Here is a 24,357-nt window from a genome sequence, read left to right on the forward strand (position 1 = left end):
AATCCTGGCAAAGGAGAGAAAAAATGACTGCCAAATTTGGGTCTGCCGGTGCACCGGATTCTTTTTACTCCCAAGGGTATAAAAGTTCTTTGGACATGCCGGCCTGGTTGTCAAAACAAGGCTTAAATGCCTATGAGTATCAGTGCAGTCGGGGTGTCAAAATTAAGGAGCCAATGGCGAAGGAATTAGGAGAAAAGGCTCGACAGTTTGGGGTTACCCTTTCTATTCATGCACCCTATTACATCAACTTAAGTACAGAGGAACCTGAGAAAAAGATAAAAACGAAAGGGTATATTTTGGATTCGCTGCGGGTGGCTAGGTGGATGGGAGCCCAAAGGGTTATATTTCATCCCGGGGGAGGTCCCGGAACTGATAGACTAGCCACATTTAAACGTTCAAAGATACTTTTTAAGGAAATTTTACAGGAAGCTGCAGCAGAGGGACTGCAGGATATTTTCCTGGCCCCAGAAACAATGGGTAAAATTAATCAAATGGGCTCCCTTGAAGAAGTTTTAGAATTATGCACTCTGGGAGAGCAAGTGATACCCTGTGTGGATTTTGGGCATTTAAATGCCGTTAGCCAAGGAAGTCTAAAAAATAAAGAAGACTATGCCAGAATATTAGATCAGATTGAAAAAGCTCTGGGTCAGGAAGTGGTACATCAACTTCATGTTCACTTTAGTATAATTGAATTTACTAAGGCGGGGGAAAAGAAACACTGGACCCTACAGGAAAGCCACCTTTACGGCCCCGACTTTGCTCCATTGGCAGAACTAATAAAAGAACGCCAGATGGAACCGGTGATTATTTGTGAATCTGCCGGTACCCAGGCTGAAGATGCACTTGTTTTCAAAAGTATATATGAGGAGATTATGAAGTAAGGCTTGCCTAAGGGTAAGCCTTTTTGATTTATTCTTTCATTTTATCGATATAATCTTGTGATAAGGGGAAAGATATTATTGTTTTTTACACTTCCGGATATTTTCTTGTTAAGCCTAATTTGAAGTATTTTTAATTAAACCCAGAGGGTGCACTATGAGAGTTAAAATAAAAAGATATTCATTTATTATCATAACAGCAATTTTGTTATCCCTCTTTACTTTGCATGTTTTTGGTAACCACACCTTTTGTTTTGAGGGTTTAGAATTCAATGTACGTACAACCTTGGCCTATCAAGGGTCAACTCAAATTGAGGTGCCGCCTTTGGGTTTAGTTAGGGCCTATACACACAACACACCGTTAAAGATTACGGTACGTTTAACTAGCTTAAACTTAGATAAAATTCAAAGCCTAATGCAAAATAAAGTTGATCAGAAAGAAATATCTGAAAGGCTGGAACAAAATCTAAGAAAAGAAGCCCGACGTTTTGTAGGAAGATTAATCATTATGGCTGGAGCCGCAGGATTAGTGGGAGCTATATTTTTGCGTTCTCGAAAAGCAAATGAATACTTCTTGGGAGTGCTTGTTGCTACGGTACTGGTTAGTCTTTTGCTTTTTTCAACCTATAAAAATTTTGATGCCAATAGATTCTCAAATCCCGAATATGAGGGGGCATTAAAGGCTGCTCCTTGGATGATTGGAGTTGTAGAAGAAGCCATTGCCCAAATAGATACTATGAGTAATAAACTGCAATTGGTGGCAGAGAATTTTTACTTGCTCTATCAACAAGTTGATAACCTATATCCCATTACCCAGTCAAATAACACTACTAAGGTTCTTCATGTATCAGATCTTCATAATAATCCTGCTGGTATAGAAGTTGTTCGGAGAATGGCAGAATTATTTGAAGTAGATTTTATTATCGATACAGGGGACATTAGTGATTATGGAACCCCCTTGGAAGGACTGCTTTTAGAACGCATAAAAGACTTACCAGTTCCGTACTTATTTATTGCTGGTAATCATGATTCTCCTAGTACCATTAAAAAAATGAAAGAGTTAAAGGGGAAGGTCATTGTTTTGGAAAACTCCACGGAAATAAGTGGTTTAAGAATTATTGGTTTTCATGATCCAGCTTCTCGTACCAATAACATAAAATCAGTTTCTGAAGAAGAGGAAGTACAATTTGTAAAGCGTATTAAAGCATTCTTAGCACAACAAGCCGATAATTCAGCAAAGCCCTTTGATATTCTAGCCGTACATAGTCCCTATGTAGCTCATCCCCTGGCGGGTCAAGCACCCGTATTACTCTTTGGGCATAATCATCAGTATCAAGTAGAGAAAGTGGGGGAGAGTGTACTAATCAATGCTGGTACGTCTGGTGCTTCTGGTCTAGGCATGCTTCAGGAAGTGGAGAAGAGACCCTACTCTGTTATGTTGTTGAACTTTTATGATGATGGTCAGAAAAATCACTTAATTGCAGTGGATTCTATTCAAATTGATAGTGTTACCTCAGAATTTAGTATGAAGCGACATTTATTTGATAGACCAGCGATGGTGCCCACGGAGAAGATTTCCGATTCAGATGTAGTAAGAGATATGAGAAGTAAAATTGATGAGAATCGATAGTGAGTACGGCCTACGGCATAGGTCCGATGTAAGGTTAGGTTATATAAAAATGGCTTACGCAGTGGCGTAAGCCATTTTTTCTAATGGATTTCTACGTTGTCCCCACCAGCAGTCCTTAAAGCTTGGGCAGCTTTTTCTGCTGTACCATCATCGGCTTTAACAGTAACTAACATTTTACCCTCACGGATACGTTGTTCAAATTCCCGACCTTTTTCTGCAGGAATACCATAATCAGCCAGTCCACCTGCAATGCCACCAGTGGCAGCACCTGATAACATAGCAGCGATTGGACCAGCAGCCACCAAAGGACCAAAACCAGGAATTGCTAAGGCACCGGCACCCAAGGCTAAACCAGCCAAACCACCAATGGTGGCACCGCTAGCTGCACCATCGCCTACACCGTCTCCACCGGTAAAATTGGATGTCATTGATCCATCTTGCCTTTTTTCCTCACCCTTGGCAACTAAAGAGATATCCTTATCATAGCCAATGCGGCGCAATTCACTGATAGCTCTTTCTGCTTGCTCCTTGGAGGAAAAAAAACCAGTAATTGTCTTCATGCATTTACCCCCTTAAAAATTTATTAAGTCGTTCCAAAATAGGATGCCCGGGTGAGAAAAACTCATTCCTGTCAATTAGGTTTTAGAATGTATTTTATTTTTTGCTTTGGAAAAAAACAGTTTATTTTTAACTGCCGTTTGGTATAATATGTTTTGTTGTTAGGGAGAATGATGGAAAAGCAATAAAATTGAAAGGAGATATAAGAATGCTACCCACTCCTAAGAAGTATTTCGTTACAGCAGCTTCCTCCGAAGGAAAAAGTAAGCTTACGGCATTTGACAATGCACTACTTAAAGCACGTATAGGGAATATAAACCTTTTGAGAGTATCTAGCATTCTGCCTCCGGGAAGTCAAGAGGATCCCGGTATGGTTTTACCTCCAGGCTCCCTAGTTCCAACAGCCTATGGCTACATTGTAAGTGATATCCCTGGTGAGATTATTTCTGCCTGTGTAGGAGTAGGTATTAACTCCAGTGATTCCTTCGGGGTTATTATGGAGTTCTCGGGTAAATGTAGCAAAGAAGAAGCTGAAAGAAATATTAACAATATGTTGAAAGAAGCCTTTGAAACCCGTGGTATGGAACTAAAGGAAATTAAAATTGCTTCCACAGAACATAAGGTTGAAAAAACTGGTTGTGCCCTGGCAGCGGTTCCCCTTTGGTATTAGTATTACAAGGAGGTCTAGAAATGGAATTATGGTACACCGAGAGAGGGATTGTTTCCGGATTGGCCCTGAGTATTGAAGTAAGTAAAGTTTTACACGAAGAGCAAACAGAGTTTCAGCATCTTGCCGTTGTTGATACTCCTCTTTGTGGGCGCATGCTCTGGTTGGACAATATTATTATGACAAGTATTAGAGATGAATTCGTTTATCATGAAATGATTAGCCATGTGGCTTTAAATACTCATGAAAACCCTAAAAAAGTACTGGTCATCGGAGGCGGTGACGGTGGTGCAATCCGTGAAATTATTAAACATCCCAGTGTTGAAAAGGCTGTTCTGGTAGAGATTGATCGTCGGGTTGTGGAGGTCTCTAAAGAATACTTACCAGAGATTGCTTGTGCATTGTCTGATCCAAAGGTTGAAGTTCATTGCGTGGATGGCATTCAATATGTAAGGGATCATAAAAATGAATTTGATATCATAATTGTGGATTCCACTGATCCCATTGGACCTGCTGTGGGACTATTCGAAGGAAACTTCTATAAGGATTGTTATAATGCCCTAAAGGAAGAGGGTATCTTTGTAGCACAAACTGAATCTCCCTATTATAATAAGGAGTTAATTCCAAAGGTAAACCAAGATATTCGTTCCCTGTATCCAATTACTAATTTATACCTAGCATATGTACCTACCTATCCCAGTGGCTGCTGGACCTTTACTATGGGGTCTAAAAAATACGATCCCAAGGCTGTTGATTTTAGTACCAGACCCAACTATAAAACACGTTACTACAACCATGATATCCATAGGGCTGCCTTTGTATTGCCTAACTTTGTGCAGGAATTAATCAATAAATAACGGGGGATTACCAATGTTTGATCTATTGGATCAATGCTCTGGATTTATGGGTGCATCCCAGGATTACGAAAGTTCTAACTTAGTTCTAGTGGGGGCACCAATGGATTTTACTGTAAGCTTTAGACCAGGGACACGCCAAGGCCCCCAGGCTATTCGGCAGGTTTCCATTGGACTAGAGGAATACAGTGTGTTGTTAGATCGTGATCTGGCGGAGTATACCTATTATGACGCTGGTGATATTTCGATACCCTTTGGTCATGTCCTGGAAAGTTTGGATAAGATTGGTCAAGTTGTAGATAGGATTATCCGAGATGATAAATTCCCTTTGGTACTTGGTGGCGAGCATTTAATTAGCCTGCCAGTAATTAAGCAAGTTGTTCAAAAGTATCCTGATTTGAAGGTAATCCATTTTGATGCCCATGCGGATTTACGTCAGGACTACATGGGGCAGACCCTTTCCCATGCTTCGGTTATGAGACGGGTAGCTGATTTGGTGGGAGGGCAAAATATCTATCAATTTGGTATTCGCTCCGGTACCCGAGAGGAGTTCGACTATGCCAGAGCGAATACCCGGATGTTCCCTGGCAAGGTACTGGAACCTTTAAAACAAGTATTGCCAGAGCTAACAGGGCACCCAGTGTACATTACACTGGATATTGATGTGGTGGATCCAGCCTATGCACCAGGTACTGGTACCGCTGAACCAGGTGGATGTTCTTCGACAGAAATTTTAGATGCGATTTATTTAATGAAAGAATTAAATGTGGTCGGTATGGATTTGGTGGAGATTAGTCCCGTGTATGACCACTCTGAAAGAACAGCGTTATTGGGTGCTAAGCTTGTACGGGAAGCTATCTTGGTTTTTGGCAAATCGAGCATATAATATTTTCCAAACGTAAAAAACTTAAAATAATGTTTGACTTCTGGGTTTAGTTTTTGTATACTAATCAATGTCAGCGAGCGAAAGCTAGCTGAATTGGAGCTGTGGTGTAGTGGCCTAACATGCCTGCCTGTCACGCAGGAGAACGCGGGTTCGACTCCCGTCAGCTCCGCCATTAATATGCCTCGATAGCTCAGTTGGTAGAGCAGCGGACTGAAAATCCGCGTGTCGCTGGTTCGATTCCGGCTCGAGGCACCATTGTAAAGTGTGCGGAAGTGGCTCAGTGGTAGAGCATCGCCTTGCCAAGGCGAGGGTCGCGGGTTCGAATCCCGTCTTCCGCTCCATTATATTATATATGTTGGCGGCATAGCCAAGTGGTAAGGCAGAGGACTGCAAATCCTTTATCCCCCAGTTCGAATCTGGGTGCCGCCTCCAATAAGAAACTCCCGATTTTAACTCGGGAGTTTCTTTCATGTTTAGCCATTGGTATAAGATATAAAAAATGACACCGATTAAGGTGTCATTTTTTATTTAAGCGGACTTTTTAATATCATTAATAGGGTAATCAAAGCTTAATACTTTACGGTTGCAAGTTACTACACAGCTTCCACATTTTATGCAGTCTGGATCAGTAAGTTGGCCATTTTCATCAAAATTGGGAACTAAACCCATTGGACAGGCCTTTGTGCATAAACCACAGTTAGTGCATTTTTCACTATTTATATATAGTGGCTTTTTACCCTTACCAAACCAACTAGCCAATGTACCCATGGGGCAAATATGGCACCAACCCCGAGAGTGCACAGTAAGGCCTAAAATAATGCCCACAGCTGTGGTTATGGTCAGTAGACGAACAAAGGCCATACCCATGCCGTGCAAATCGCCCCAGGCAAAATAAAGCTGAGTTCCTAGGACGGTGATTATCAAACCCACCATAAAAGTACGAAGCTTGTTGGAACGTAACCATTTTGGAACAGTTTTTCCTTGATTGAATTTTTGGAAGAAGACGTCGTAGAATGCACCTCTTGGACACATCCAGTCACACCAGGATCGTCCACTAAAGAAAGACATACCCACTGCACCAACCATGCATACTAATAAAAGGAAACCTACAGGTGGATAAACCCAACCTAAGCCAATTACTGCTGGTAACACAATCCAGGTTATAGCCTGTTTACGAATACGTTTTAACAGTAATATGTTTTTCATATCTTTACCTCCTTGTATTTATGAAATATTATCGCAGTAATAATACTAATATAATTTATTTATATTACGCTGTCAATTAAAATATGCGTAAAAAATGGCCATTGTCAAATTAGTGACAAAAAGTTTTTAAAATTAGAAGGGAAAGTTCATATAGAATGTCGAAGTGACAAATATCACAAATCCTATTCTTAGGGGTGAATAAGATGTTAGAAACCTGCAAAAGATGCCGCTATGGGGTGGAGATTATTCGGGGAGACTATAAATGCGAAATACAAGAAATTAAAATACCGAGGGATGAAGCATTGTACCCATTTAGGCAATGTAAATTGTTCAGCTTTAAAAATTGTATAGTGAGAATTAAAAAACTTCATGAAAGAGCAGAAGTGCCTAAACGCGCAACCCCAGAAAGTGCTGGCTTTGATTTACATACGATAGAGGATTTTACTATTTGCCCCGGAGAACATAAATCGGTAAGGACGGGACTAGCCTTTGAGCTACCTCCATCTTATGCGATGTTGATATACCCCCGCAGCGGTAATGCCAAGAAGTACGGTATTACCCTAAGCAATGCAGTGGGTGTTGTAGATTCCGACTACCGGGGTGAGGTTGTTGTGTTGCTACATAACTCAGGTCACTATGAAGTATCCTTTAAAGCAGGGGACCGAATAGCCCAGGCCATCATTCATACTCTTCCTGATATAGAACTTGTGGAATGCGAAGAATTAAGCGATACAGAAAGAGGAAAGGGTGGTTTTGGCAGCACTGGATTATAATGGATTTTGATTAGAATTTTTTTAAAAAGTATTCAAAAACTATTGCGAAACATGTCATACTATGATATATTTTATAAGCGTCAGCAGTGCCTCGATAGCTCAGTTGGTAGAGCAGCGGACTGAAAATCCGCGTGTCGCTGGTTCGATTCCGGCTCGAGGCACCATTATGCGGAAGTGGCTCAGTGGTAGAGCATCGCCTTGCCAAGGCGAGGGTCGCGGGTTCGAATCCCGTCTTCCGCTCCATTAGTATAAGCTGGCGGCATAGCCAAGTGGTAAGGCAGAGGACTGCAAATCCTTTATCCCCCAGTTCGAATCTGGGTGCCGCCTCCATTTAATAATTAAAGCCATCTGTTAACAGATGGCTTTTTGGTTATTTTGGGAATTTACCATTTATAATAATACTTAATTAACAATAGAAAACCTTAACGTTTTTTCCTTTTGGCAGGTCTACTTTTTTGAGTAGTGATTCTTGGTAGATTAAATACATCTGATATTTGCATAGTAGGTGCTGCAGTAACAACTGACTCTGAGATCTCCTCTAAAACCTTAGTAACAATATTTTCCTCATGGTTGTTTTCGACCATATCAATAGTAGAATGAACTACCGGCAGAGTATGATTAGATTTTGGAGTTTTGGCTTTAATGATGCTAACCGGAGCCTTTAAATGTTCATCGCTTTTTTGTTTCTGGTTAGATTCTTTGTTAGGTTTATTTTTCTCCGAAGAAGAAAAATTGGCTAGGGTTAGACCTGAAATTTGCTGGTTTAAAGAAGAAGCTTGGGCTAGAGTTTCTTCTAGGGCTAACACTTCTTCTGGAGTTCCTCCGATACCCAGTGCCTTTATAGCATCTTCTTTCATTAAACTTACCCATTCGGCCACAACTTCTAAACCGTCTTGTAATTCTTTGAAACTCTGTTTGATATGTTGACCAATTTGTTTTTCCAGTTCTTCTTGACGTATAGATAGATTTAATACATCATTTCTTTCCGCTCTGGTTAATGAAGATAAGGGCTTGTCCAAACCCTTAACCCGATTAATAATTTGTCTATATTTTTGAAACACTGAACAATACCCCCTATGCTGTTTTACTAAAGGTTTCTCCAATTAAATGTAAATTCCTTCCAGTTTGATTTAAAATAGTAAATATTTTCCATATAAAAAATATGATTTAGTTAGCCATAACTTGGATATTGACTAGTCTATACTTCGTATGCTATATTAATATTCGTCAGTAAGACATGTATGCGGAAGTGGCTCAGTGGTAGAGCATCGCCTTGCCAAGGCGAGGGTCGCGGGTTCGAATCCCGTCTTCCGCTCCATAAATTTTTGGAGCTGTGGTGTAGTGGCCTAACATGCCTGCCTGTCACGCAGGAGAACGCGGGTTCGACTCCCGTCAGCTCCGCCAAAAAAATATATTAAACAAGATGTATTGACAAAAAACATTAAGTTTGGTATATTGAATAAGCTGAATAAAACATGCCCGGGTGGCGGAATAGGCAGACGCACAGGACTTAAAATCCTGCGGTTTCACGACCGTGCCGGTTCGACCCCGGCTCCGGGCACCAATAAAATCAAGGCTTTAGAGAAACACCTTCTGGAAAACAGATGGTGTTTTTCTGTTAACGTCGCCAAATCGTCGCCAAAATTTAAAATACATATACCTGATCAGGCCAAAATGGTCAGAAAATAAGGCGGGCTTTATTGCCCGCCTGAAATTTTTTCTTCTTGTTTTGAATTGATACCTGAGATGGTTTGGGCTACTATATTTGATGCCTCCGTGAACATTACCGGGAGAACGTGTGAGTAAATATCCATCGTTATGCTGATATTAGAGTGGCCAAGGATAGCTTGAACAACCTTAGGGTGTATGCCGGACTCCAGGGCCAATGTCGCCCAGGTATGCCGGAGGCTGTGGAGATTAATACCGGGGAAGCCAGCTTTCTTTGCTAAATTTTCAATGCGATGGCTAAGATTTTTGGGGTTCACCGGGTCCCCATCTGGATCAGAAAAAACCAATCGTTCCTTATCAAATAAGTTAACAACCTGTGTTTTTTTATACTCTTTTAGAAGTTCGCAAAGACATTCAGGGAGAGGTACGGGTCTGCCATCTTCGTTCTTGGTTGACCCAAGGATAATACCTTCTTCTTCACTTTCCTGAAGTGATCTTTGGATTCTGGCAATGCGGTTCTTAAAGTCGATATCCTTCCACTTAAGACCTATTATTTCACCTCGACGCATGCCAGTGTGGACAGCGGTAAATACAATTAAATAATCCCTGTGATCTTTGGCAGTATCCAAAAACTGGCGAACCTCTTGTGCAGTAAGTGCCCGCATTTCTTTTTTCTTTGCCCTTGGTGCACTAACGTCTCTAGCAATGTTGTATTGCAAAATTTTCATTTTAACCGCATAGGATAGGGCTTTGCCTAGTACACGGTGATGGTATTGCACAGTTCTGGCTGACAGACCGCCCTTTCCGTTTGACCGGCCACTAGCCATTGCTTTAACTTGGTATTGCTCCAAGTGGGTTTGGTGTAGCTTGCTAAGTGGCATTTTACCAAGGTTTGGAATTAAGTGTTTTTCACATATCATTTTGTAGCTATCATAAGTTTGTGGCTTAAGATTTGTTTTTCCGTACACCTCTAGCCAATGTTTGAGAAAACTTTCTAAAGTCAGTTTTGTTGGCTCAACATATGCACCATTTTGGAGTTCTGTAATCATCCGGGCCATTTCTACTTCAGCGTCTGCTTTACTCATTTTGACAGTCTTATATATTCGCTTACGTTTACCATCTGAGGGATCTGGCCCTAAATCAATGACGATTCTGTAGTGATCTTTACCCTTTTTCTCAATACGCCCATGCATAATAAAAAATAGCACCTCCAATATTATCAGGGATTATTGATAATATTAGGCGCTATTTTATATTGCAAAGTGTTGGGAATAAGTTGAGTCTCTATGATTTGCGCTCTTTTTAGTATTTTATTGATTTGTATTATATGTCATGGTACATGTGTTTGGCAAGGAGATAAGAATTGTTTTTAATAATTTAATCTTCCTTCAGTTGTTTTTTTGTTTGTCTCTCTAATTTTTTAATACTATCTGCAGTAGGCAGATTCTCAGGCATAGTTCCACCTAACTCTTTTATTGTCTGCCTAACCTTTGCCCCAACTTTATAATGAGTGTCATTTGCTTTTTCTTTACCACGGATTTTTTCACGCCTAAGTTTTTCTTCTGTTTGTGTCGCACGAAATAGATTAGCAGCTAGTTCAGTACTACCCATATGATCAAGTATTTTTTGGGATTTTTTTAGTTTTTTTCTAGCATGAATATCCTTCTGTGTCAGGCCTCCATAAAGCCCCTTATATCCGTGATTTTGAAAAATTCCAAAGTCACGTGTAGTCACAACACCAGACTCTTTTGCAGCACTAGCTAAATATGTGTTATGTTTTTTTAGTTCATTTCTAAGTATTAATCTTTTTTGATCTTCGTCGCTTTGCTCAAATAATTCTTGTTTTCTAGTTTGAACTGCAAAATATGTTTGTCCTAAAGCAACCATTGGCTTAGTAGGATCAGCGTTTTGTATAATTAGATAGCAGGCATACCTAGATAGCATATAGTCTTTAACTTCTCTTTTGGCTCCTTTTCCAAGGTCGATCATTTTGTTGCTTTCAACAAAATGATTATCTACCATTTGGCCGCTTTTTTGACAAGCTATTTTTGCCTTATTTATAGCGGTCTCAAGATTTCTAAACTCAGTGTACTCTAAAATTTGTTGTAAGTCCCTAGCGGACCAAAATTCGTGCCCATGATCATTTATTTTTTTTGTAATTTCAAATGGGGAGTCGTTAGCACCAATTGTTGAAATATTTTTGTTGTCGTTTAGTTGTAGTGGATTTTCTTCTTCTTGATCACCTTTGTAAAAGCAACCTTGACATATTAGTCCAAACTCATCCAGAAATTCCCCTCCAAAGCTTACTATGCAGTCATTGAGATGGATCCGACCACAGTGGTTGCATTCAACATAATCTGCGATATCCCTATCACAAGCCCAGACCTGGCATTTCTCACAGATATAGTCTTCCGCACATTTCAAGTGGGCTTTTTGTTCACAATTCTCTTCGCTGCATACTACAAAGTTTTCCACATCTTCATCTTGATATCTAACTAACTCGCCACAATAAGGACATATATTTTCTTGATCTGAAGCTACTAAAATTCCCTGTTCAAGTATATGACAATGGTGGCAAAATCTAACATTTGCACCGTCAACATATTTACTTGTGTAATAGGTCATTGCGTTACTACACATAGGACATTCTTCTTCGCAGTTTTCCTCTAATGCCCATTCTTTTTCCAATCTTTTAAATTCTTCAATACTCATTTATTAACTCCCTTTTAATTAGTTGAATTCTGGTGAATAAAGTTTATTATATTGTCTTGATGCATATTGATCAGTCATCCCAGCTATATGATCACAAATTAATCTGATAAACTCGGGGTCTTCGTATAACTTGTATTTATCTATATTTTTTCTCTGCAATGTCTCGCCTTTTTTAGTATAGTATTTTTCCAATATGTATGTGGGTAACTGTTGAGGATGTTTGTAATAAGTAGAAAAAAGCTGTTCAATTAAGAATTCTGCCTTGCTATCTGTGATACTTACTTCTTCAGAGCTTATTACTATATTCGTTAGCAAATCTTGAAACTCATTAACTGCTTCATGTATGGCTGTATTAAAACTTACTATAGACTGTTCAAGATTATCAAATTTTTCGGGATATTTCTCGTCGGGAAAATTTACTTCTAGGTTACTAATGGTTGTTTGTACAACATTGTCAATTAAGTAGCCAATCATGCTCCTTATTAAGGTATTTCTTACTATAACAACGTGTCTTAGCTTTAGATCTTGGAAAGTGAAATTGCCACCATAATTTGTGAAATTATCATTTATCATTCTTATTAACTTAGTTTTTTCTATGTCAGATAGTTTTATTATTTTTGCCCTAAGGCCATCTTCTAGATCATGTGTGACTTGGGCTATTTCGTCAGATATCGCGACTACTTGTCCCTCGAGCGTGAAAGATGGTTTATTTATATCTATTCCCGTAAGATCCAGTTTTGAATAGTTAACAACTTGTTTCTCAGGAGTGGATTTCTTGTTTGCTTCATCATATTTGAATATTTTTATCTTTGGCCCAGTGTGTTTTAATATCCCCTCCCTTACAGCTAAAGTGAGATTCATTCCCAGTCTATCACTAGACACTTGTTCTAGGTTGTCAATAATATGGACACTTTGGTAATTGTGTTTAAATCCCCCACAGCTGGTGATTTCTCGATTGCCTAATTTGTTCTGTCCAGTACAAATTTCATGTAAAACTCTTTCAGATATATGCCCAAAAGGTGTATGGCCAAGATCATGCCCAAGCGCTATGGCTTCAGTCAAATGCTCATTCAATCCTAATGCACTTGATATTGACCTAGCTATTTGGCTTACTTCTAATGTATGTGTGAGCCTATTTCTAAAATGGTCACCTTTATTTGCAATAAATACTTGTGTTTTATGCATCAGTCTCCTAAAGGCTCTAGAATGTATAATCCGATCTCTATCGCGTTGAAAATCTAATCTCATGGGGTCCGAAGCTTCTGTAACTTTTCTGGTGGTAAGAGCCTTAGATGAGTTTTTAGCCGCATAAGGTGCAAGAAACTGATTTTCTAATTCTAGCCTCATATTGTATGTTCTTCTTTCTACTGCCATTTAAGTCCCTCCTAAAATACCCCTTTAATGCAAAATTTATTTTGTATTGAAAACTCTTAATTAATAAACAAAAGGAACGCCCATCTATCGATGTCGTTCCTTTTACTGTCAGAAATTATTCTGCTTTCCTTGCAATTTTCTCGGCCATCTGGATCTGCATGTCCAATAACTGTTCTATAACAGTTGGATTAAGACCATAGGATATCGCCTTTTTTATAATTGGGTTCCAACGTTCAAAATGTTCATTACTATAATAAACATATCCGCGGTACACATTAATATCTGGAGCGTCCTTTAATATCTTGACAACATACCCCTGGATTGCATCCCCTTGCTTTAACTCAATGTCATTGACCATAGGGTTAGCAGCCCTCAATAAATCTTTACCATTTTCCTGAATAAAGAACTTTAGGGTTGTTTGATCGTGATCCACTAAGGCAACTACAATTTGCCCGTGCCTGCCAAACTGTGATTGCTTACATAAGACGATATCTCCGTTGTGGATTCCAGAACCTATCATACTGTCGCCGTGAACAACCAGGCCGAAGTCAACCATGTCTTCCAGATCTGGAGTGACATCTATGTAATCAATAATGTTTTGCTCGGATAGCAAGGGAATACCCGCAACTATTTTTCCTAGGATTGGTTTATTACTTTTTTTTGAGGGAGTCGTTTTTCCATTATCCCTATTACCAGTGAGAACCGTATCTAGGGCCTTTGCAACTACCAGTCTTTGCTCCTGGTTTAACAACTTACCGGCAGCAATAAGTTCTGTGTTTTTGTCTGTCAAAGCATACACTAGATCAATTCTATTTGATTCTGAAATGTATCCTGCGGCACTCATTAATTCCTCATATGTAACTTTTAAGTGAGGAGCAAGCTTTTTGAGTGTGTCAGGAGTTGGTTTTTGTATATTGTTTTCTAATCTGGATAAGGTTGCCGAAGAAACGCCGGTAGCTTTGTATAATTGACCTAAGCTCTCAAACCCAGCTTTTTCTCTTAATTCAGTAAGTAACTTTCCAATATAATTTGCCATTATTTATCACCTTAAACTATTATAGAAGTTATTTATCATCTGCGTAACTATTACGAGGACGGAAAATTATTCTATTTTGCCCCTTGCGCCTGCGTAATATACATGATATTATTTTGTTACAAGGACGTAAGGGGGGTGTGCAAATGGCCGTAATAAAACTCAGGGTGGCTGAGTTTAATGAAGCAGCCAAAGCTAAGTATAAAAGTGACCTAGAACTTGCTGCAGCTATGGGTATATCAACCACTCAATTGTGGCGTGCAAGGCTTGCCGATGAAGACCCACGCCATAATGACCCGGGCAAGGAGTTTGTTGCAGGTGCATTAAAGGCATTTACCAATATGAAGTTTGAAGATCTATTTTTTTTAGCTGAGTCGTTACGAGTGCGTAATGGTGAGCTTATAAGAAGACCTACTGGTACCATCTAATCAGTAGGCTGACCCTAAAACAAGTGTCCACGCACGGGGGGTGATTCCTATAACGGAACTCCGCTGCCAATATTGTAATCGTTTACTTATGAAGTTTAAAATTTCTGGGCAGTTGGAGATATCCATCAAATGCCCAAAGTGTAAAAAAATCAATAACCGAATCTTTAAGAGTAGGGAGGTGTAATCGTGAAATGCAAGTGCGGGGTAGAAGTCCTGGAAGGTTCTAAATTCTGCCCTGAGTGCGGGAGTAAACTTCCCAAACCTAAAGCACCAGTTCCGAAGATAGCAGATGAACTGGTCATTGATAAAGTGCCGCCTGTGATTAACGCAAAGGAAACAGCAATACTACTGCGGATATCTTTATGGATGGTGTATGAATTGGTTAAGCAAGAAAAGATCCCGTACTTTACGGTGGGAAAGCGGAAATTATTCCGGACACAAGAGTTATTGGCATGGGCTGGAACTCAGGATGAAATAACAACGGCAGGCTAAGGAAAGGAGCTGGAAACCCATTGTTTAGGGATATCCGCCACCAAAAAAAGTACCAAACCCTGATGGCTAAAACAAAGGGCGGCAACAGCACTGAATACTCAGCGGCTCTCTATCTCCTATCAGCCTTAGACTACAAAGACGTCACTGATTTTGTTGCACCCTACGAGATCAACTTCCCGGCTTTACTAAGGGCATCCCGTCCTTGGTCCACTGGGGAAAGGGCCCTGGTCAAGTTGGCCTCTGTTTTATTTAACTACACCTCTTTTAAGGCCAACATTGGCGATGTGTTTCATAGCTTAGATGAAGAAAACAACTGCGTTGCTCTGGAGGCCTTGAAGATTCGCTACATGAGATAAGGATTTCAGTGAAGGGAGGAGGTAACAAAGTGCGGGTTATTTATATCAGTCGTGTCATGAAGGCCAGAGATTTATTGGTAGCCTGCCGTCAATTCAAGAAGGTAGTAAGAAGATTAATCCTAGTTAAGTAGCCAATAATGACGGAGTGGGGATGGACCCCGGACAGCTCCGGAACTGACCGGGGTGATGGGGAAAGTAGTTCTATTACTATTGCATCATATAAATCGAGGTGTAGCAATGTTAAAAGATGCCAGAAAAAAGACTGGATTATCCCTGGAAGCGGCGGCACAAAGAGCCTTTTCGGACCCGAAAACCCTGTCCCGTTACGAAAATGGACATAGTTTCCCGCCTCCGGAAAGAGTATTGCTGCTTGCAGAAATATACGACCAACCGGACTTACCTCACAGATACTGCTCACAAATGTGTCCCATTGGTAGGATACTTTGGCCCGGAGCAATGGATAAAGATATTGCCGCAGTGGTTTTATCACTTCTTATCTCCCTGGAGCAGGCCAGATCCAAAATGGACAGACTTGTGGAGATGGCCTGTACCGGTAATATTCCAGAAAATGAAGCTGAACAATTTAAGGATATATTGGAAAGTTTTCTAGTGTTAGAGCAGGCCATTGAAAACTTAAAGCTATGGGCTGCCAAAGAAAAGTTATATGTTGCCCCCAAAGAAAAAGTGGCATTTGTAAAGGAGGAAAGCACATGTCAGTACAATTTCAACGGGCCCAACGAAAAAGAGCTAAATTACGTCTGGCCCTGGCCGGACCAGCCGGTGCCGGAAAAACCTATTCAGCCCTGTTAATTGCCTTTGGCCTCGGAGGTCGGGTGGCTATGATTGATACCGAGCGGGGTTCCGGCGAGTTGTACTCCCACCTGGGTGAGTACGATGTCTGCACCCTTGAAGCGCCCTTTCTACCGGAAAAATACGTGGAGGCCATCAGGGCAGCTGAGGCTGCAGGCTATGACATTATCATCATTGACAGTTTGACTCATGCATGGGCTGGTACCGGTGGTGTCTTAGATATTCAGGGCCATGTGGCTGATAAAAGCGGTAACTCCTGGTCCGCTTGGCGGCAGGTGACTCCAAGGCACAATGAGCTGGTAGATGCATTGCTGCAAAGCAAATGCCACATTATAGCTACCCTGCGCTCTAAGATGGATCACATCCAGACCACCGAAAATGGTAAAACAGTGATTAAAAAGGTGGGCATGAACCCTATCCAGAGGGATGGCATGGAGTATGAATTTACCGTGTTTTTGGATTTGGACTTATCACATTTGGCCAGCAGTTCCAAAGATAGAACCTCATTATTTGATGGACAGGTATTCAAGCCAAGCCCGGACATCGGTAAAAAACTCTTATCCTGGCTGGAAGCAGGAGTAAGTCAACCAACAGCTCACAGGCCAACCGCAGAAGTAATAGATTTCCCTCCCACTGAACCTATCCCAGCCCCAGGAACTCAGGATTGGGATGCCCTGCAGGATAAATCCAAAGTAAATAGTCAGGGCAAAGGTAAGGAAAATCAACATAGTCGTCCAAAACCAGTGACCAAACAAAGGCCCAACCAAAATACAAACAATGCAAACCAGACCGATGATGACCCCTTTTGGAATGGACTTGACCAAATGGCCCCACCGGTAACCAGAGCGGCCAGCCAGGGCAGTGGGAGAAGGAGGCTGTTTTAGGTGTATAAGGAACACAGCTTGTTTCCCCGGGACAGCAGAGAACTGGCTGCCGCTTCCTTCAAAACAGTAATGCAAACCCTGGAAAAAGAACGGGTTATGCGGCGTCAGGTATTTAGGAATGACCCAAGCAAGCGGGATCAAAAAGTTAGCGAAATAGATACGGCCCTAGCCGAACTTAAAATCCTTTATCGTCTAGCGGTAGAGAACCAAAGAAATTAAAAAGAACCGCCTAGCAAGAACCCCTTGCTGGGCGGCAACTAAAATATCTCAAATCCTATTATGGAGGGTTAGCCAATGAAAATCAATATGCTAAACCTAGCAAGTTTTCGTAACCATCAGCAAAGCAGCCTGGCTTTAGACAAGCTGAATTTCTTTGTGGGACATAACAATGCCGGCAAAACTTCGATCTTAGCTGCCATCGAGTGGGGCCTCACAGGTAAATGTATGTGGACAGACAAGGCCGGTCGTGGGGCGGCGGATCTTGTGCGTCAGGGAGAAAAGCAAGCCTCAGTGGCTCTGGAAGTCGAGGGAATGGGAGGCATTGTGCGGACCATGCCTCCACATTCCCTGCAGGTGGGAAAAATGGCAGGGGTTAACGAAGGTCAGGCAGCCATCTTGAATCATCTACAAACAGATGAAGAAAACCTGCGCATTGCCCTAAATTCCTCAGCCTTTCTCTCCCTAAGTCAGGCGGAACAACGATCGTTCCTGTTTTCAGCCTATGGACTTAACTTTACCTCAGAACTGGTGGCCCAGCAGCTTACTAGTTGGCTAATGAGTCATGATCATGCGGAGGAAACTGCCGCAAAGCTGGCCGATCAAGCCAAAGCCTGGTATCCTGCTAATCTGACCGGTGGACCAGAAGTGCTGGAAGTTATGGAAAAACGGGCAAAGGAACTGCGTAAAGACTTGAAAAAAGATAAACAGCGCACTGAAGCTGCCCTGGAAGATCTTGCTATGACCATCCAGGGCCTGGGTCAAAGGCCAGGAACTGACCGCTTACCGGAAATAAAAGATACCTTGGAAAAGTTACGTTCCAGACGGGATGAGCTACTTAAACAGAGCAGCGGTAGGGATGTACAGACACGGCGAGAGAAGTTACAAAGCAGTATACAGGCAATGGAAGAAAAGATTGCCGGGGTCAGGGCGAAGGGCACAGAGCTGGTGGCTAAAATTAAGGAAATGGGGGAACCTGTTGAGTTATCCCTGACAGACCAAATCAATACACTGCGCACCCGTATGAATGCCCACCGCAACCAGGCCAGTGCTGTGGAAAACCGGCTGCAAACCCTAACCGAAGCAGCCCAGGCCCTAGTGGCTGCTGATAGACGCTGTCCTTTAGCCCCTGGTGTTATTCAATGCGCTTTGACCGCCAGGCAGGTGGAAAAAATCCTGGCAAATATCTCCCAGGAACAAAATGCAGCTAAAGAGGAACTAACACGTATTGAGGTCTGGACCCAGGAGACAGCTGATGAACTGGCGGCACTGGAGAAAAAGCAGCAGGAAAACCAGACAAGAGCTAAACAGTATGCCTTACTACAGGGTGAAATTAAAACCCAAAGGGTGCTCCTTGATCAATTCACCGCTGATAAGGCATCCCTAGAACAAGAATTAGCCAACCTGCCCAGTACTGATTTGGATTATACAGAATACTTGGACGAGCAAATTTCCCATTTAGATAAAGAAATTCAAACAGTGGAAGCTGAAGTGGACCAAATTAAAGAAGCAGCTAAACTGACCCAGCGCTGGCATATGTTAAAGGATGAGGTAAAGCTTTTAACAGCTGAGATAACTGATATGGAAACCCTGGTCAAAGCCCTAGGGCCGGAGGGGTTGCGCAAGAAGTTATTAGCCGGGATATTGGGTGATTTCCTTGGCCGGGTCAATGACTGCCTGGCCAGATTAACCGATGGTGCTTACCAGATTTCCCTGGCCGAAGATATCCTCTGTCGGGCCAACGGTGGCCCACTTCTACCACTCAAACTACTATCTAAATCAGAACAGCTGCGGGTGGGCATTGCCATCAGTGAAGCTCTCAGTGCAAGGGCCGGGCTAAGGTTTTTGGCCATTGATGAAGCTGACATGCTGGATCAGGAAAACCGTGATTTACTCACCGGCCTGCTGCTGGATCTGACCGAAGAGTATGATCAGATACTGGTCTGCACCACCATAGGCGATGTACAGCCGCAGAACCCCAACCTGCCGGGAGTGAAGATGTTTTGGGTAGAGGAAGGCAAAGTGAAGGAAATGTAGACAACTGAATAATCCCGCCACCATACCTTTACCGGTGTTTTAGGTGGCGGGGTGTTCAGTTTAAATAAATCTTAAATAGAGTAAAGCCAAAAGGAGGACAATCCTTTGGCCAATCCACAACCAAATGAATTTACTAGAATATCTAATGAACTATACAATGCCATCATGCAAACTGACTTTAGCAAGAGGCAGCGGAACATTATTGACCTGGTCATCCGGCTGAGCTATGGCTGCGGCAAAAAAGCTGCCATACTCAGGCCGATTGACTTTGAATTGGTGGGGGTTTACAAAACACACGTTAGCAAGGAACTGGACTATTTAGTCCAGACCAAGGTTCTTAGTATTCAGGGGGAACAGGTAGCATTGAACAAAAATTATGAAGAGTGGCGGGTAAGTTTAGTTAGAAATGCCAACCAAAAGCGGTTTAAAGCATTGATCAAAAGGAACCTGGATAGTTACCAAAACAGTAACTTTAAGGGTGAATCCACTGCTCTGAAAGTTACTGAAACAGTAACAGACGGTTACCAAAACAGTAACCCGGGAGTTACCAAAACAGTAACAGAAAGTTACCAAAACAGTAACCAGCAGGTTACCAAAACAGTAACCGAACAAACCCCGCAGCCCAGTGATGGCAAGGTCCCAGGGGCTGCCGAAAGAAAAGGTAAAGAAATTAAAGAAAATATATATACCCCCCCTACCCCCCCAACCACAATCGAAGACATCCTGACGCGGTTTCCCAGATATAACAACAGGCAGACGGAAACGATCCGGCATTACTGGCAAATGATTGTCCAGGCACATACAGGCCGGACTATACCACCCTCCATCGTCGCAAAGGAAATGAGCTATTGGGAACGGTTTCCTGTGGGGATTGTCATCGAAGCCATAGAGATTCACATGCGCAAATACCAGGGCAAACATGAGGATTACACCGCTGGTATTATGCGTCGCTTAGTCAGCGAAAGAAAAGGAGGTTCGCTAAGTGGAACCCATAGCCAACGCCATCAAACTACCACCCTCGACCGAAGTAAATTCCTCTGGAAGGGCGGCTAATACCTTCAAATGCGCTAAATGCCAGGACCGGGGTATAGTGCTGGTAAGCAATAGCCTGGCGGAAATTTGTCCCTGTCAGCAGCAAAGAAAACTGGAGCGGATGCTGGCAAGCTCCCAAATTACCCCTGCCTTCCGGGCTAAAACCTTGGAAAACTTTACACTAAAAAACCAACCGCCAGTGATCCAGGCCATGGCCCAGTGTGCCAAAGACTATGCCGCAAGATTTGAACAGATCCGTCTAACAGAAAACAACTGGTTGGTATATCTAGGTGAGTCCGGCTGCGGCAAAACCCATTTAAGTATGGCGGTTGCCAATATCCTCCTGGCCAAACAGATGCCAGTTTTATATTTCCCCCATGTGGAGGGGATCAAGGAGCTGCTGAAATTTTTTCAGCAGAGGAGCGAAGCCAATATCAACAGTAAGGTAGAGGAAATGAAGCAGGTCCCGGTTTTAATCTGGGACGACCTCTTCAAAGGGCGGGAAAGGCCCACCGATTGGGTGCTGGAGCTGGTCTTTGAGGTAATCAACTACCGCTACCTTAATCTGCTGCCCACCATCATCAGCAGTGAGCGTTTAGACTATATGCTGCTGGAGCTGGACAAAGCCATCGCTTCCCGCATCCTTGAGCGTGGCAAAGGACATACAGTTATTGTCGAGGGCGCAGAACATAACTTCCGGCTGCAGTAAGAAGGTGAAACCATGAAGGTATGTTTTACAATACCAGGCCGACCGGTTCCCAAGCAAAGACCCCGCCTGGGTAAAAACGGTATTGTCTATACCCCCAAAAACTGCCGGGAGTACGAGAAAAGAGTGGCAGCAGCAGCCTATACTGTTTTCCGTAGGCCCTACGCTGGTCCGGTGGCCCTGGAAGTCACCTTCTTCCTAAACTCCCGGCCAGGGGATTTGGACAACTACGTCAAGGCTGTCAGTGATGGCATGAACGGTATTGCCTATCAGGATGACCGGCAAGTGGTAGAACTAAAGGCCAAACTTATGGTACGCAAAGGTATTCCCGAGCGATCAGAAGTGACCATCAAGGCACTACCCCTAAGATTTTGTTAATTTTATGATAAAATGTAGGAGGAAACACCCTATGAGACAAGCGGACTTCAAAGCACGTATCAAGAAAATTGAAATCGCCAACCGTACCCTATCGGACGGCTGGGCCCAAGCCATTCGGCTTATCCTGGATGATATTGAACTGACCGATGAAAATCTGTTGGAATTGAAACAATTTAAGCCCAATGAGCCGGTGATGGTACTAATTACCCCGGTACAGGTGAGCTTAACTGAATGTGTCAATGACGAAAAGCATCTATCCCTGGTTAAGTCAACTTCTGAATCAATCAACCATGAACAGGACCAGGAAGATCAAGAAGATGACGGTCTCTTTCAGTTGATTGAAGGTGAACCCGAACCGGTGCCACCGGATAGGGTTGCAAAGGAGTGGAGTTTTTAGTGGAGATTAAATTAACCACAGATGAATTTATGAATATTGTGAACGCTGTCAATATAGCTAAGCACTTCTATGAAGAACGAAATATGCTGGAATTTGCCAAGCAGTACGAAGCATTAAACGAACTTTTTTTGGTGGCCCCTTCGATTAGTGTAGAGGTAAGCAAGGGATTAACTGAATCCGGCAGACAAGCACTAAAGGAAATTTTGGCACGAAGGAAGCAAGCTGAACGAGATGCGGCCAAGGTGATACAATTTCCTTTTGGTGAGTAGTGGATAAATGCTGGATTTCAGCAGACACAGTAAGAAATGTTATTATACACAACCCCTCCTCAGAGGGGTCTTTTTATATCACTTGTCCTACTCAGAAAGGTAGTAGCAGAAGCAACAGCCAACCGGTAATATGAACGGTGGTGTGCATTAGCTAAAAGTGGCGTACTCGATCATGAAATATTATTTGATAAACTGTAAAATTATAGACCCAGATTTGGAACTCCAAATAAGAAGAGCTTTGAAGCCCAAGCATTGCGAATGCTTCTTTCTTCACTATCTTCGTTAGCCCAATTTGCTCTTACTCTATCACCACTTATAAAAGCCACTGATAGTAAACCAGAAGTAAGAAAAGCAACCAATCAAATAAGCGCTGAACAGTCAGAAACTAATGACCAATCCCCAAGAAAAAAAGCAATTAACCAAACTACTGCTAAAGTAAGACTCCCGAACCAAAAGATAACAATATAATCCCTTCCTTAAAAAGAAAAAAGCTGGGATAATATCCTCAGCTATCTCCATCAGAACTCTGTTGGGCACTTCGGGAGGGATGCTCCTTAGCATTTCCTTATATCCCCAACAGATAAGAGTCATTAAATAGTCTACCCCTAATAAGCATCAGCCAATTAAATAAATTTCCATTTACACAAAATTATTTACACACCCTTGGAATACTCTAGGGCCATGGTTTTTTGCCTGCTAAATCTATAATTTCACTTTTATGATAGTTAATAACCCTTTCTTTCGATGTTATTCTGAATTTCTTTTTCAAGCTGATCATTTAACTCTTCCATATGACGTTCTTCTTCTGCTAACTGTCTTTCAAAAATCTCCATTGCTTTAATTACACCCGGAAAAAGATATTCTTGGCCATAATTAAGATCGAAATCGTGCATTAACCATTCCTTAAAACTCTTATGAAACTGCTTGCTTAGATCGTATATTATTTGTACATCATTAAAAATTTCTTGATTCTCCATATTATTAAGAGTTGATTTAGCTACTTTTTTACTCATGATGTCTAAGTTCTTTTCATTTACCATTAAAGCTTGAAGAATCTCATTTTTTAATTGTATCTTATCTGTTTCAGTTTTATTTGCGTATGACTTTATGTCTTTTTCATAAACATTCATTAAATTGATCTCATATGAGATTATCCTCCCCAACTCATACGATATGTCTTTAAGTTGATCCTTCTCAGTTTGGGCATCGATCTTCGTTGAACAACCAAAAAGAGAGATTATTATGACAAATAAAATTAGAAACAATAGGATATTTTTATTTGCTTTCATTTAATTACCTCCTTGTAACTCTTTTTAATAAAATCTAAGGTATTCTTTTGCTTTTGGAAATAATAGGTAACATAAAAAGTATAAGAGAATCTTCAATATTGTGATAAGGTATAGTTCAACTGACATTATGTACCCAAATGAAGTACTTCTGTACTGGGGAAAGTTGAAGTGTAAGTCCTGAGTAGTAGCCCAAGGTGTTAACATGACATGTCAGGCGCAACTGCGTGGTTGAGGGATAATTAGACCATAAAAACCATATTGTTACTATCCACTGCTATCACTCCAATTATTTTTATACTAGTGTTTACTTTATCTCTGTATTCAATAAACCGTTGTAACCTTCGTTTTTCATCATTTTGGTTATAACCCAAAAGCCAACCCACAGCATCAAAAAGACATATAACGTAAACACAAGGTTTATTAAAGGCTTTATTTACAGCATTAAGTTTATTAATATCTTCAATAACATGATCCCGACGCTTACTTCTTTGCTGTGGGCTAAACCCTTCTGGGAAAATCTTAAACTCTGCAACAAGACAAGGTTTTACATATACGGTCCCGTTAGTTGAGACTCGTTCACCAATAACTAAGTCATATTTGTTGTTACTTGGTAACACTTCTATATCCTTTAATATTCTTGTCTTTACAAATAATTTGTTAAGTAATTCCTTGTTATCTGTGAGTAAGTGGTGATATATGCGGGCAACGAAATCGTCCTCTAGGATTGGGTTGAAGATTCCTTTCTCGCATTCGTTCTTTAAGTTATTGAATGCTTGATTAAGCTTATCTAACATTGTATATATACCTCCAAAACATAACACATA

Annotated in this window: 29 protein-coding genes and 10 tRNA genes; 29 read left to right on the forward strand and 10 right to left on the reverse strand. The window is 41.5% G+C overall.

What is annotated here, in order from left to right; translation table 11 throughout:
- The first annotated feature begins 23 nt into the window (after nucleotides 1–23).
- The gene (locus ACYQ03_RS15545; RefSeq protein WP_459910886.1) at nucleotides 24–881 is read left to right on the forward strand and encodes a TIM barrel protein; all 858 of its coding nucleotides are present in this window, start codon (nucleotides 24–26) and stop codon (nucleotides 879–881) included.
- Nucleotides 882–1,035: 154 nt separating this feature from the next.
- Nucleotides 1,036–2,508, forward strand: a complete 1,473-nt coding sequence (locus ACYQ03_RS15550) for a metallophosphoesterase family protein (RefSeq protein WP_459910887.1) — start codon at nucleotides 1,036–1,038, stop codon at nucleotides 2,506–2,508.
- A gap of 80 nt (nucleotides 2,509–2,588) precedes the next feature.
- Here ACYQ03_RS15550 and ACYQ03_RS15555 read toward each other — a convergent pair whose 3' ends face one another.
- Nucleotides 2,589–3,068 (reverse strand): hypothetical protein, encoded by a 480-nt coding sequence (locus tag ACYQ03_RS15555; RefSeq protein WP_459910888.1) that lies wholly within the window; start codon nucleotides 3,066–3,068, stop codon nucleotides 2,589–2,591.
- A 206-nt stretch (nucleotides 3,069–3,274) separates the two neighbouring features.
- Here ACYQ03_RS15555 and ACYQ03_RS15560 point away from each other — a divergent pair, with 206 nt between their 5' ends.
- The 7 genes from ACYQ03_RS15560 to ACYQ03_RS15590 all read left to right on the forward strand — a co-directional run bounded on the left by ACYQ03_RS15560 (nucleotide 3,275) and on the right by ACYQ03_RS15590 (nucleotide 5,905).
- Nucleotides 3,275–3,736 carry a pyruvoyl-dependent arginine decarboxylase gene (locus tag ACYQ03_RS15560; RefSeq protein ID WP_459910889.1) on the forward strand — a complete coding sequence of 154 codons (462 nt, stop codon included), beginning with the start codon at nucleotides 3,275–3,277 and terminating at the stop codon, nucleotides 3,734–3,736.
- Between the two features lie 20 nt (nucleotides 3,737–3,756).
- Nucleotides 3,757–4,590, forward strand: coding sequence for a polyamine aminopropyltransferase (speE, locus tag ACYQ03_RS15565; RefSeq protein ID WP_459910890.1), 834 nt, complete (start codon nucleotides 3,757–3,759; stop codon nucleotides 4,588–4,590).
- Nucleotides 4,591–4,603: 13 nt separating this feature from the next.
- Nucleotides 4,604–5,473 (forward strand): agmatinase, encoded by an 870-nt coding sequence (gene speB / locus ACYQ03_RS15570; RefSeq protein ID WP_459910891.1) that lies wholly within the window; start codon nucleotides 4,604–4,606, stop codon nucleotides 5,471–5,473.
- Between the two features lie 95 nt (nucleotides 5,474–5,568).
- Nucleotides 5,569–5,645 (forward strand) — tRNA-Asp (locus ACYQ03_RS15575).
- 7 nt (nucleotides 5,646–5,652) lie between these two features.
- Nucleotides 5,653–5,728 (forward strand) — tRNA-Phe (locus ACYQ03_RS15580).
- 11 nt (nucleotides 5,729–5,739) lie between these two features.
- A tRNA-Gly gene (locus tag ACYQ03_RS15585) sits at nucleotides 5,740–5,814 on the forward strand.
- Nucleotides 5,815–5,830: 16 nt separating this feature from the next.
- A tRNA-Cys gene (locus ACYQ03_RS15590) sits at nucleotides 5,831–5,905 on the forward strand.
- A gap of 96 nt (nucleotides 5,906–6,001) precedes the next feature.
- Here ACYQ03_RS15590 and ACYQ03_RS15595 read toward each other — a convergent pair.
- Nucleotides 6,002–6,679 (reverse strand): 4Fe-4S binding protein, encoded by a 678-nt coding sequence (locus ACYQ03_RS15595; RefSeq protein WP_459910892.1) that lies wholly within the window; start codon nucleotides 6,677–6,679, stop codon nucleotides 6,002–6,004.
- Between the two features lie 203 nt (nucleotides 6,680–6,882).
- Between ACYQ03_RS15595 and dut the strand changes: the two genes are divergently transcribed.
- From dut to ACYQ03_RS15615, 4 genes are all read left to right on the forward strand, one after another.
- The gene (dut, locus tag ACYQ03_RS15600) at nucleotides 6,883–7,452 is read left to right on the forward strand and encodes a dUTP diphosphatase (protein ID WP_459910893.1); all 570 of its coding nucleotides are present in this window, start codon (nucleotides 6,883–6,885) and stop codon (nucleotides 7,450–7,452) included.
- Between the two features lie 88 nt (nucleotides 7,453–7,540).
- A tRNA-Phe gene (locus tag ACYQ03_RS15605) sits at nucleotides 7,541–7,616 on the forward strand.
- A gap of 4 nt (nucleotides 7,617–7,620) precedes the next feature.
- Nucleotides 7,621–7,695, forward strand: a tRNA-Gly gene (locus ACYQ03_RS15610).
- A gap of 12 nt (nucleotides 7,696–7,707) precedes the next feature.
- Nucleotides 7,708–7,782: transfer RNA gene (locus ACYQ03_RS15615), tRNA-Cys, on the forward strand.
- 92 nt (nucleotides 7,783–7,874) lie between these two features.
- Here the strand turns inward: ACYQ03_RS15615 and ACYQ03_RS15620 are convergent.
- Nucleotides 7,875–8,513: a hypothetical protein gene (locus ACYQ03_RS15620; RefSeq protein ID WP_459910894.1), complete on the reverse strand. Its 639-nt coding sequence runs from the start codon at nucleotides 8,511–8,513 to the stop codon at nucleotides 7,875–7,877.
- A gap of 182 nt (nucleotides 8,514–8,695) precedes the next feature.
- Here ACYQ03_RS15620 and ACYQ03_RS15625 point away from each other — a divergent pair.
- From ACYQ03_RS15625 to ACYQ03_RS15635, 3 genes are all read left to right on the forward strand, one after another.
- A tRNA-Gly gene (locus tag ACYQ03_RS15625) sits at nucleotides 8,696–8,770 on the forward strand.
- 9 nt (nucleotides 8,771–8,779) lie between these two features.
- A tRNA-Asp gene (locus ACYQ03_RS15630) sits at nucleotides 8,780–8,856 on the forward strand.
- Nucleotides 8,857–8,929: 73 nt separating this feature from the next.
- Nucleotides 8,930–9,016: transfer RNA gene (locus tag ACYQ03_RS15635), tRNA-Leu, on the forward strand.
- Between the two features lie 133 nt (nucleotides 9,017–9,149).
- On the opposite strand, the gene ACYQ03_RS15640 is transcribed toward ACYQ03_RS15635, so the two are convergent.
- From ACYQ03_RS15640 to ACYQ03_RS15655, 4 genes are all read right to left on the reverse strand, one after another.
- A complete protein-coding gene (locus ACYQ03_RS15640; protein WP_459910895.1) occupies nucleotides 9,150–10,313 on the reverse strand; it encodes a site-specific integrase in 1,164 nt (387 codons plus the stop codon).
- A gap of 184 nt (nucleotides 10,314–10,497) precedes the next feature.
- On the reverse strand, nucleotides 10,498–11,832 hold the full coding sequence (dinD, locus tag ACYQ03_RS15645) for a DNA damage-inducible protein D (RefSeq protein WP_459910896.1): 1,335 nt from the start codon (nucleotides 11,830–11,832) through the stop codon (nucleotides 10,498–10,500).
- A gap of 18 nt (nucleotides 11,833–11,850) precedes the next feature.
- Nucleotides 11,851–13,206, reverse strand: coding sequence for a dGTP triphosphohydrolase (gene dgt, locus ACYQ03_RS15650; protein ID WP_459910897.1), 1,356 nt, complete (start codon nucleotides 13,204–13,206; stop codon nucleotides 11,851–11,853).
- 115 nt (nucleotides 13,207–13,321) lie between these two features.
- Entirely contained in the window at nucleotides 13,322–14,242 is a 921-nt protein-coding gene (locus tag ACYQ03_RS15655; RefSeq protein ID WP_459910898.1) for a helix-turn-helix domain-containing protein, read from the reverse strand.
- A 143-nt stretch (nucleotides 14,243–14,385) separates the two neighbouring features.
- Here ACYQ03_RS15655 and ACYQ03_RS15660 point away from each other — a divergent pair, with 143 nt between their 5' ends.
- From ACYQ03_RS15660 to ACYQ03_RS15720, 13 genes are all read left to right on the forward strand, one after another.
- Complete coding sequence (locus tag ACYQ03_RS15660; RefSeq protein WP_459910899.1) at nucleotides 14,386–14,667, forward strand: hypothetical protein; 282 nt, start codon at nucleotides 14,386–14,388, stop codon at nucleotides 14,665–14,667.
- A gap of 40 nt (nucleotides 14,668–14,707) precedes the next feature.
- Nucleotides 14,708–14,851: a Com family DNA-binding transcriptional regulator gene (locus ACYQ03_RS15665; RefSeq protein WP_459910900.1), complete on the forward strand. Its 144-nt coding sequence runs from the start codon at nucleotides 14,708–14,710 to the stop codon at nucleotides 14,849–14,851.
- Nucleotides 14,852–14,853: 2 nt separating this feature from the next.
- A complete protein-coding gene (locus ACYQ03_RS15670) occupies nucleotides 14,854–15,159 on the forward strand; it encodes a helix-turn-helix domain-containing protein (protein WP_459910901.1) in 306 nt (101 codons plus the stop codon).
- Between the two features lie 20 nt (nucleotides 15,160–15,179).
- Entirely contained in the window at nucleotides 15,180–15,515 is a 336-nt protein-coding gene (locus tag ACYQ03_RS15675; protein WP_459910902.1) for a hypothetical protein, read from the forward strand.
- Between the two features lie 186 nt (nucleotides 15,516–15,701).
- A complete protein-coding gene (locus ACYQ03_RS15680) occupies nucleotides 15,702–16,325 on the forward strand; it encodes a helix-turn-helix domain-containing protein (RefSeq protein ID WP_459910903.1) in 624 nt (207 codons plus the stop codon).
- Complete coding sequence (locus tag ACYQ03_RS15685; RefSeq protein WP_459910904.1) at nucleotides 16,226–17,209, forward strand: ATP-binding protein; 984 nt, start codon at nucleotides 16,226–16,228, stop codon at nucleotides 17,207–17,209. The genes ACYQ03_RS15680 and ACYQ03_RS15685 overlap by 100 nt, the downstream gene beginning before the upstream one ends.
- Nucleotides 17,210–17,428, forward strand: a complete 219-nt coding sequence (locus tag ACYQ03_RS15690) for a hypothetical protein (RefSeq protein WP_459910905.1) — start codon at nucleotides 17,210–17,212, stop codon at nucleotides 17,426–17,428.
- A gap of 75 nt (nucleotides 17,429–17,503) precedes the next feature.
- Nucleotides 17,504–19,462: an AAA family ATPase gene (locus tag ACYQ03_RS15695; protein WP_459910906.1), complete on the forward strand. Its 1,959-nt coding sequence runs from the start codon at nucleotides 17,504–17,506 to the stop codon at nucleotides 19,460–19,462.
- Nucleotides 19,463–19,567: 105 nt separating this feature from the next.
- Nucleotides 19,568–20,515 (forward strand): replication protein, encoded by a 948-nt coding sequence (locus ACYQ03_RS15700; RefSeq protein ID WP_459910907.1) that lies wholly within the window; start codon nucleotides 19,568–19,570, stop codon nucleotides 20,513–20,515.
- A complete protein-coding gene (locus tag ACYQ03_RS15705; RefSeq protein ID WP_459910908.1) occupies nucleotides 20,445–21,203 on the forward strand; it encodes an ATP-binding protein in 759 nt (252 codons plus the stop codon). The genes ACYQ03_RS15700 and ACYQ03_RS15705 overlap by 71 nt, the downstream gene beginning before the upstream one ends.
- Before the next feature lie 12 nt (nucleotides 21,204–21,215).
- Entirely contained in the window at nucleotides 21,216–21,578 is a 363-nt protein-coding gene (locus ACYQ03_RS15710) for a RusA family crossover junction endodeoxyribonuclease (protein WP_459910909.1), read from the forward strand.
- A 31-nt stretch (nucleotides 21,579–21,609) separates the two neighbouring features.
- Nucleotides 21,610–21,975 (forward strand): hypothetical protein, encoded by a 366-nt coding sequence (locus ACYQ03_RS15715; RefSeq protein ID WP_459910910.1) that lies wholly within the window; start codon nucleotides 21,610–21,612, stop codon nucleotides 21,973–21,975.
- Nucleotides 21,975–22,244, forward strand: a complete 270-nt coding sequence (locus tag ACYQ03_RS15720) for a hypothetical protein (RefSeq protein WP_459910911.1) — start codon at nucleotides 21,975–21,977, stop codon at nucleotides 22,242–22,244. The genes ACYQ03_RS15715 and ACYQ03_RS15720 overlap by 1 nt, the downstream gene beginning before the upstream one ends.
- A gap of 200 nt (nucleotides 22,245–22,444) precedes the next feature.
- Here ACYQ03_RS15720 and ACYQ03_RS15725 read toward each other — a convergent pair whose 3' ends face one another.
- The 3 genes from ACYQ03_RS15725 to ACYQ03_RS15735 form a co-directional block, all read right to left on the reverse strand.
- On the reverse strand, nucleotides 22,445–22,603 hold the full coding sequence (locus ACYQ03_RS15725) for a DUF5316 family protein (protein ID WP_459910912.1): 159 nt from the start codon (nucleotides 22,601–22,603) through the stop codon (nucleotides 22,445–22,447).
- 366 nt (nucleotides 22,604–22,969) lie between these two features.
- Complete coding sequence (locus tag ACYQ03_RS15730) at nucleotides 22,970–23,533, reverse strand: hypothetical protein (protein WP_459910913.1); 564 nt, start codon at nucleotides 23,531–23,533, stop codon at nucleotides 22,970–22,972.
- A 239-nt stretch (nucleotides 23,534–23,772) separates the two neighbouring features.
- Entirely contained in the window at nucleotides 23,773–24,327 is a 555-nt protein-coding gene (locus tag ACYQ03_RS15735) for a hypothetical protein (protein ID WP_459910914.1), read from the reverse strand.
- Nucleotides 24,328–24,357 lie beyond the last annotated feature (30 nt).

This window comes from Desulfotomaculum defluvii (assembly GCF_054657375.1).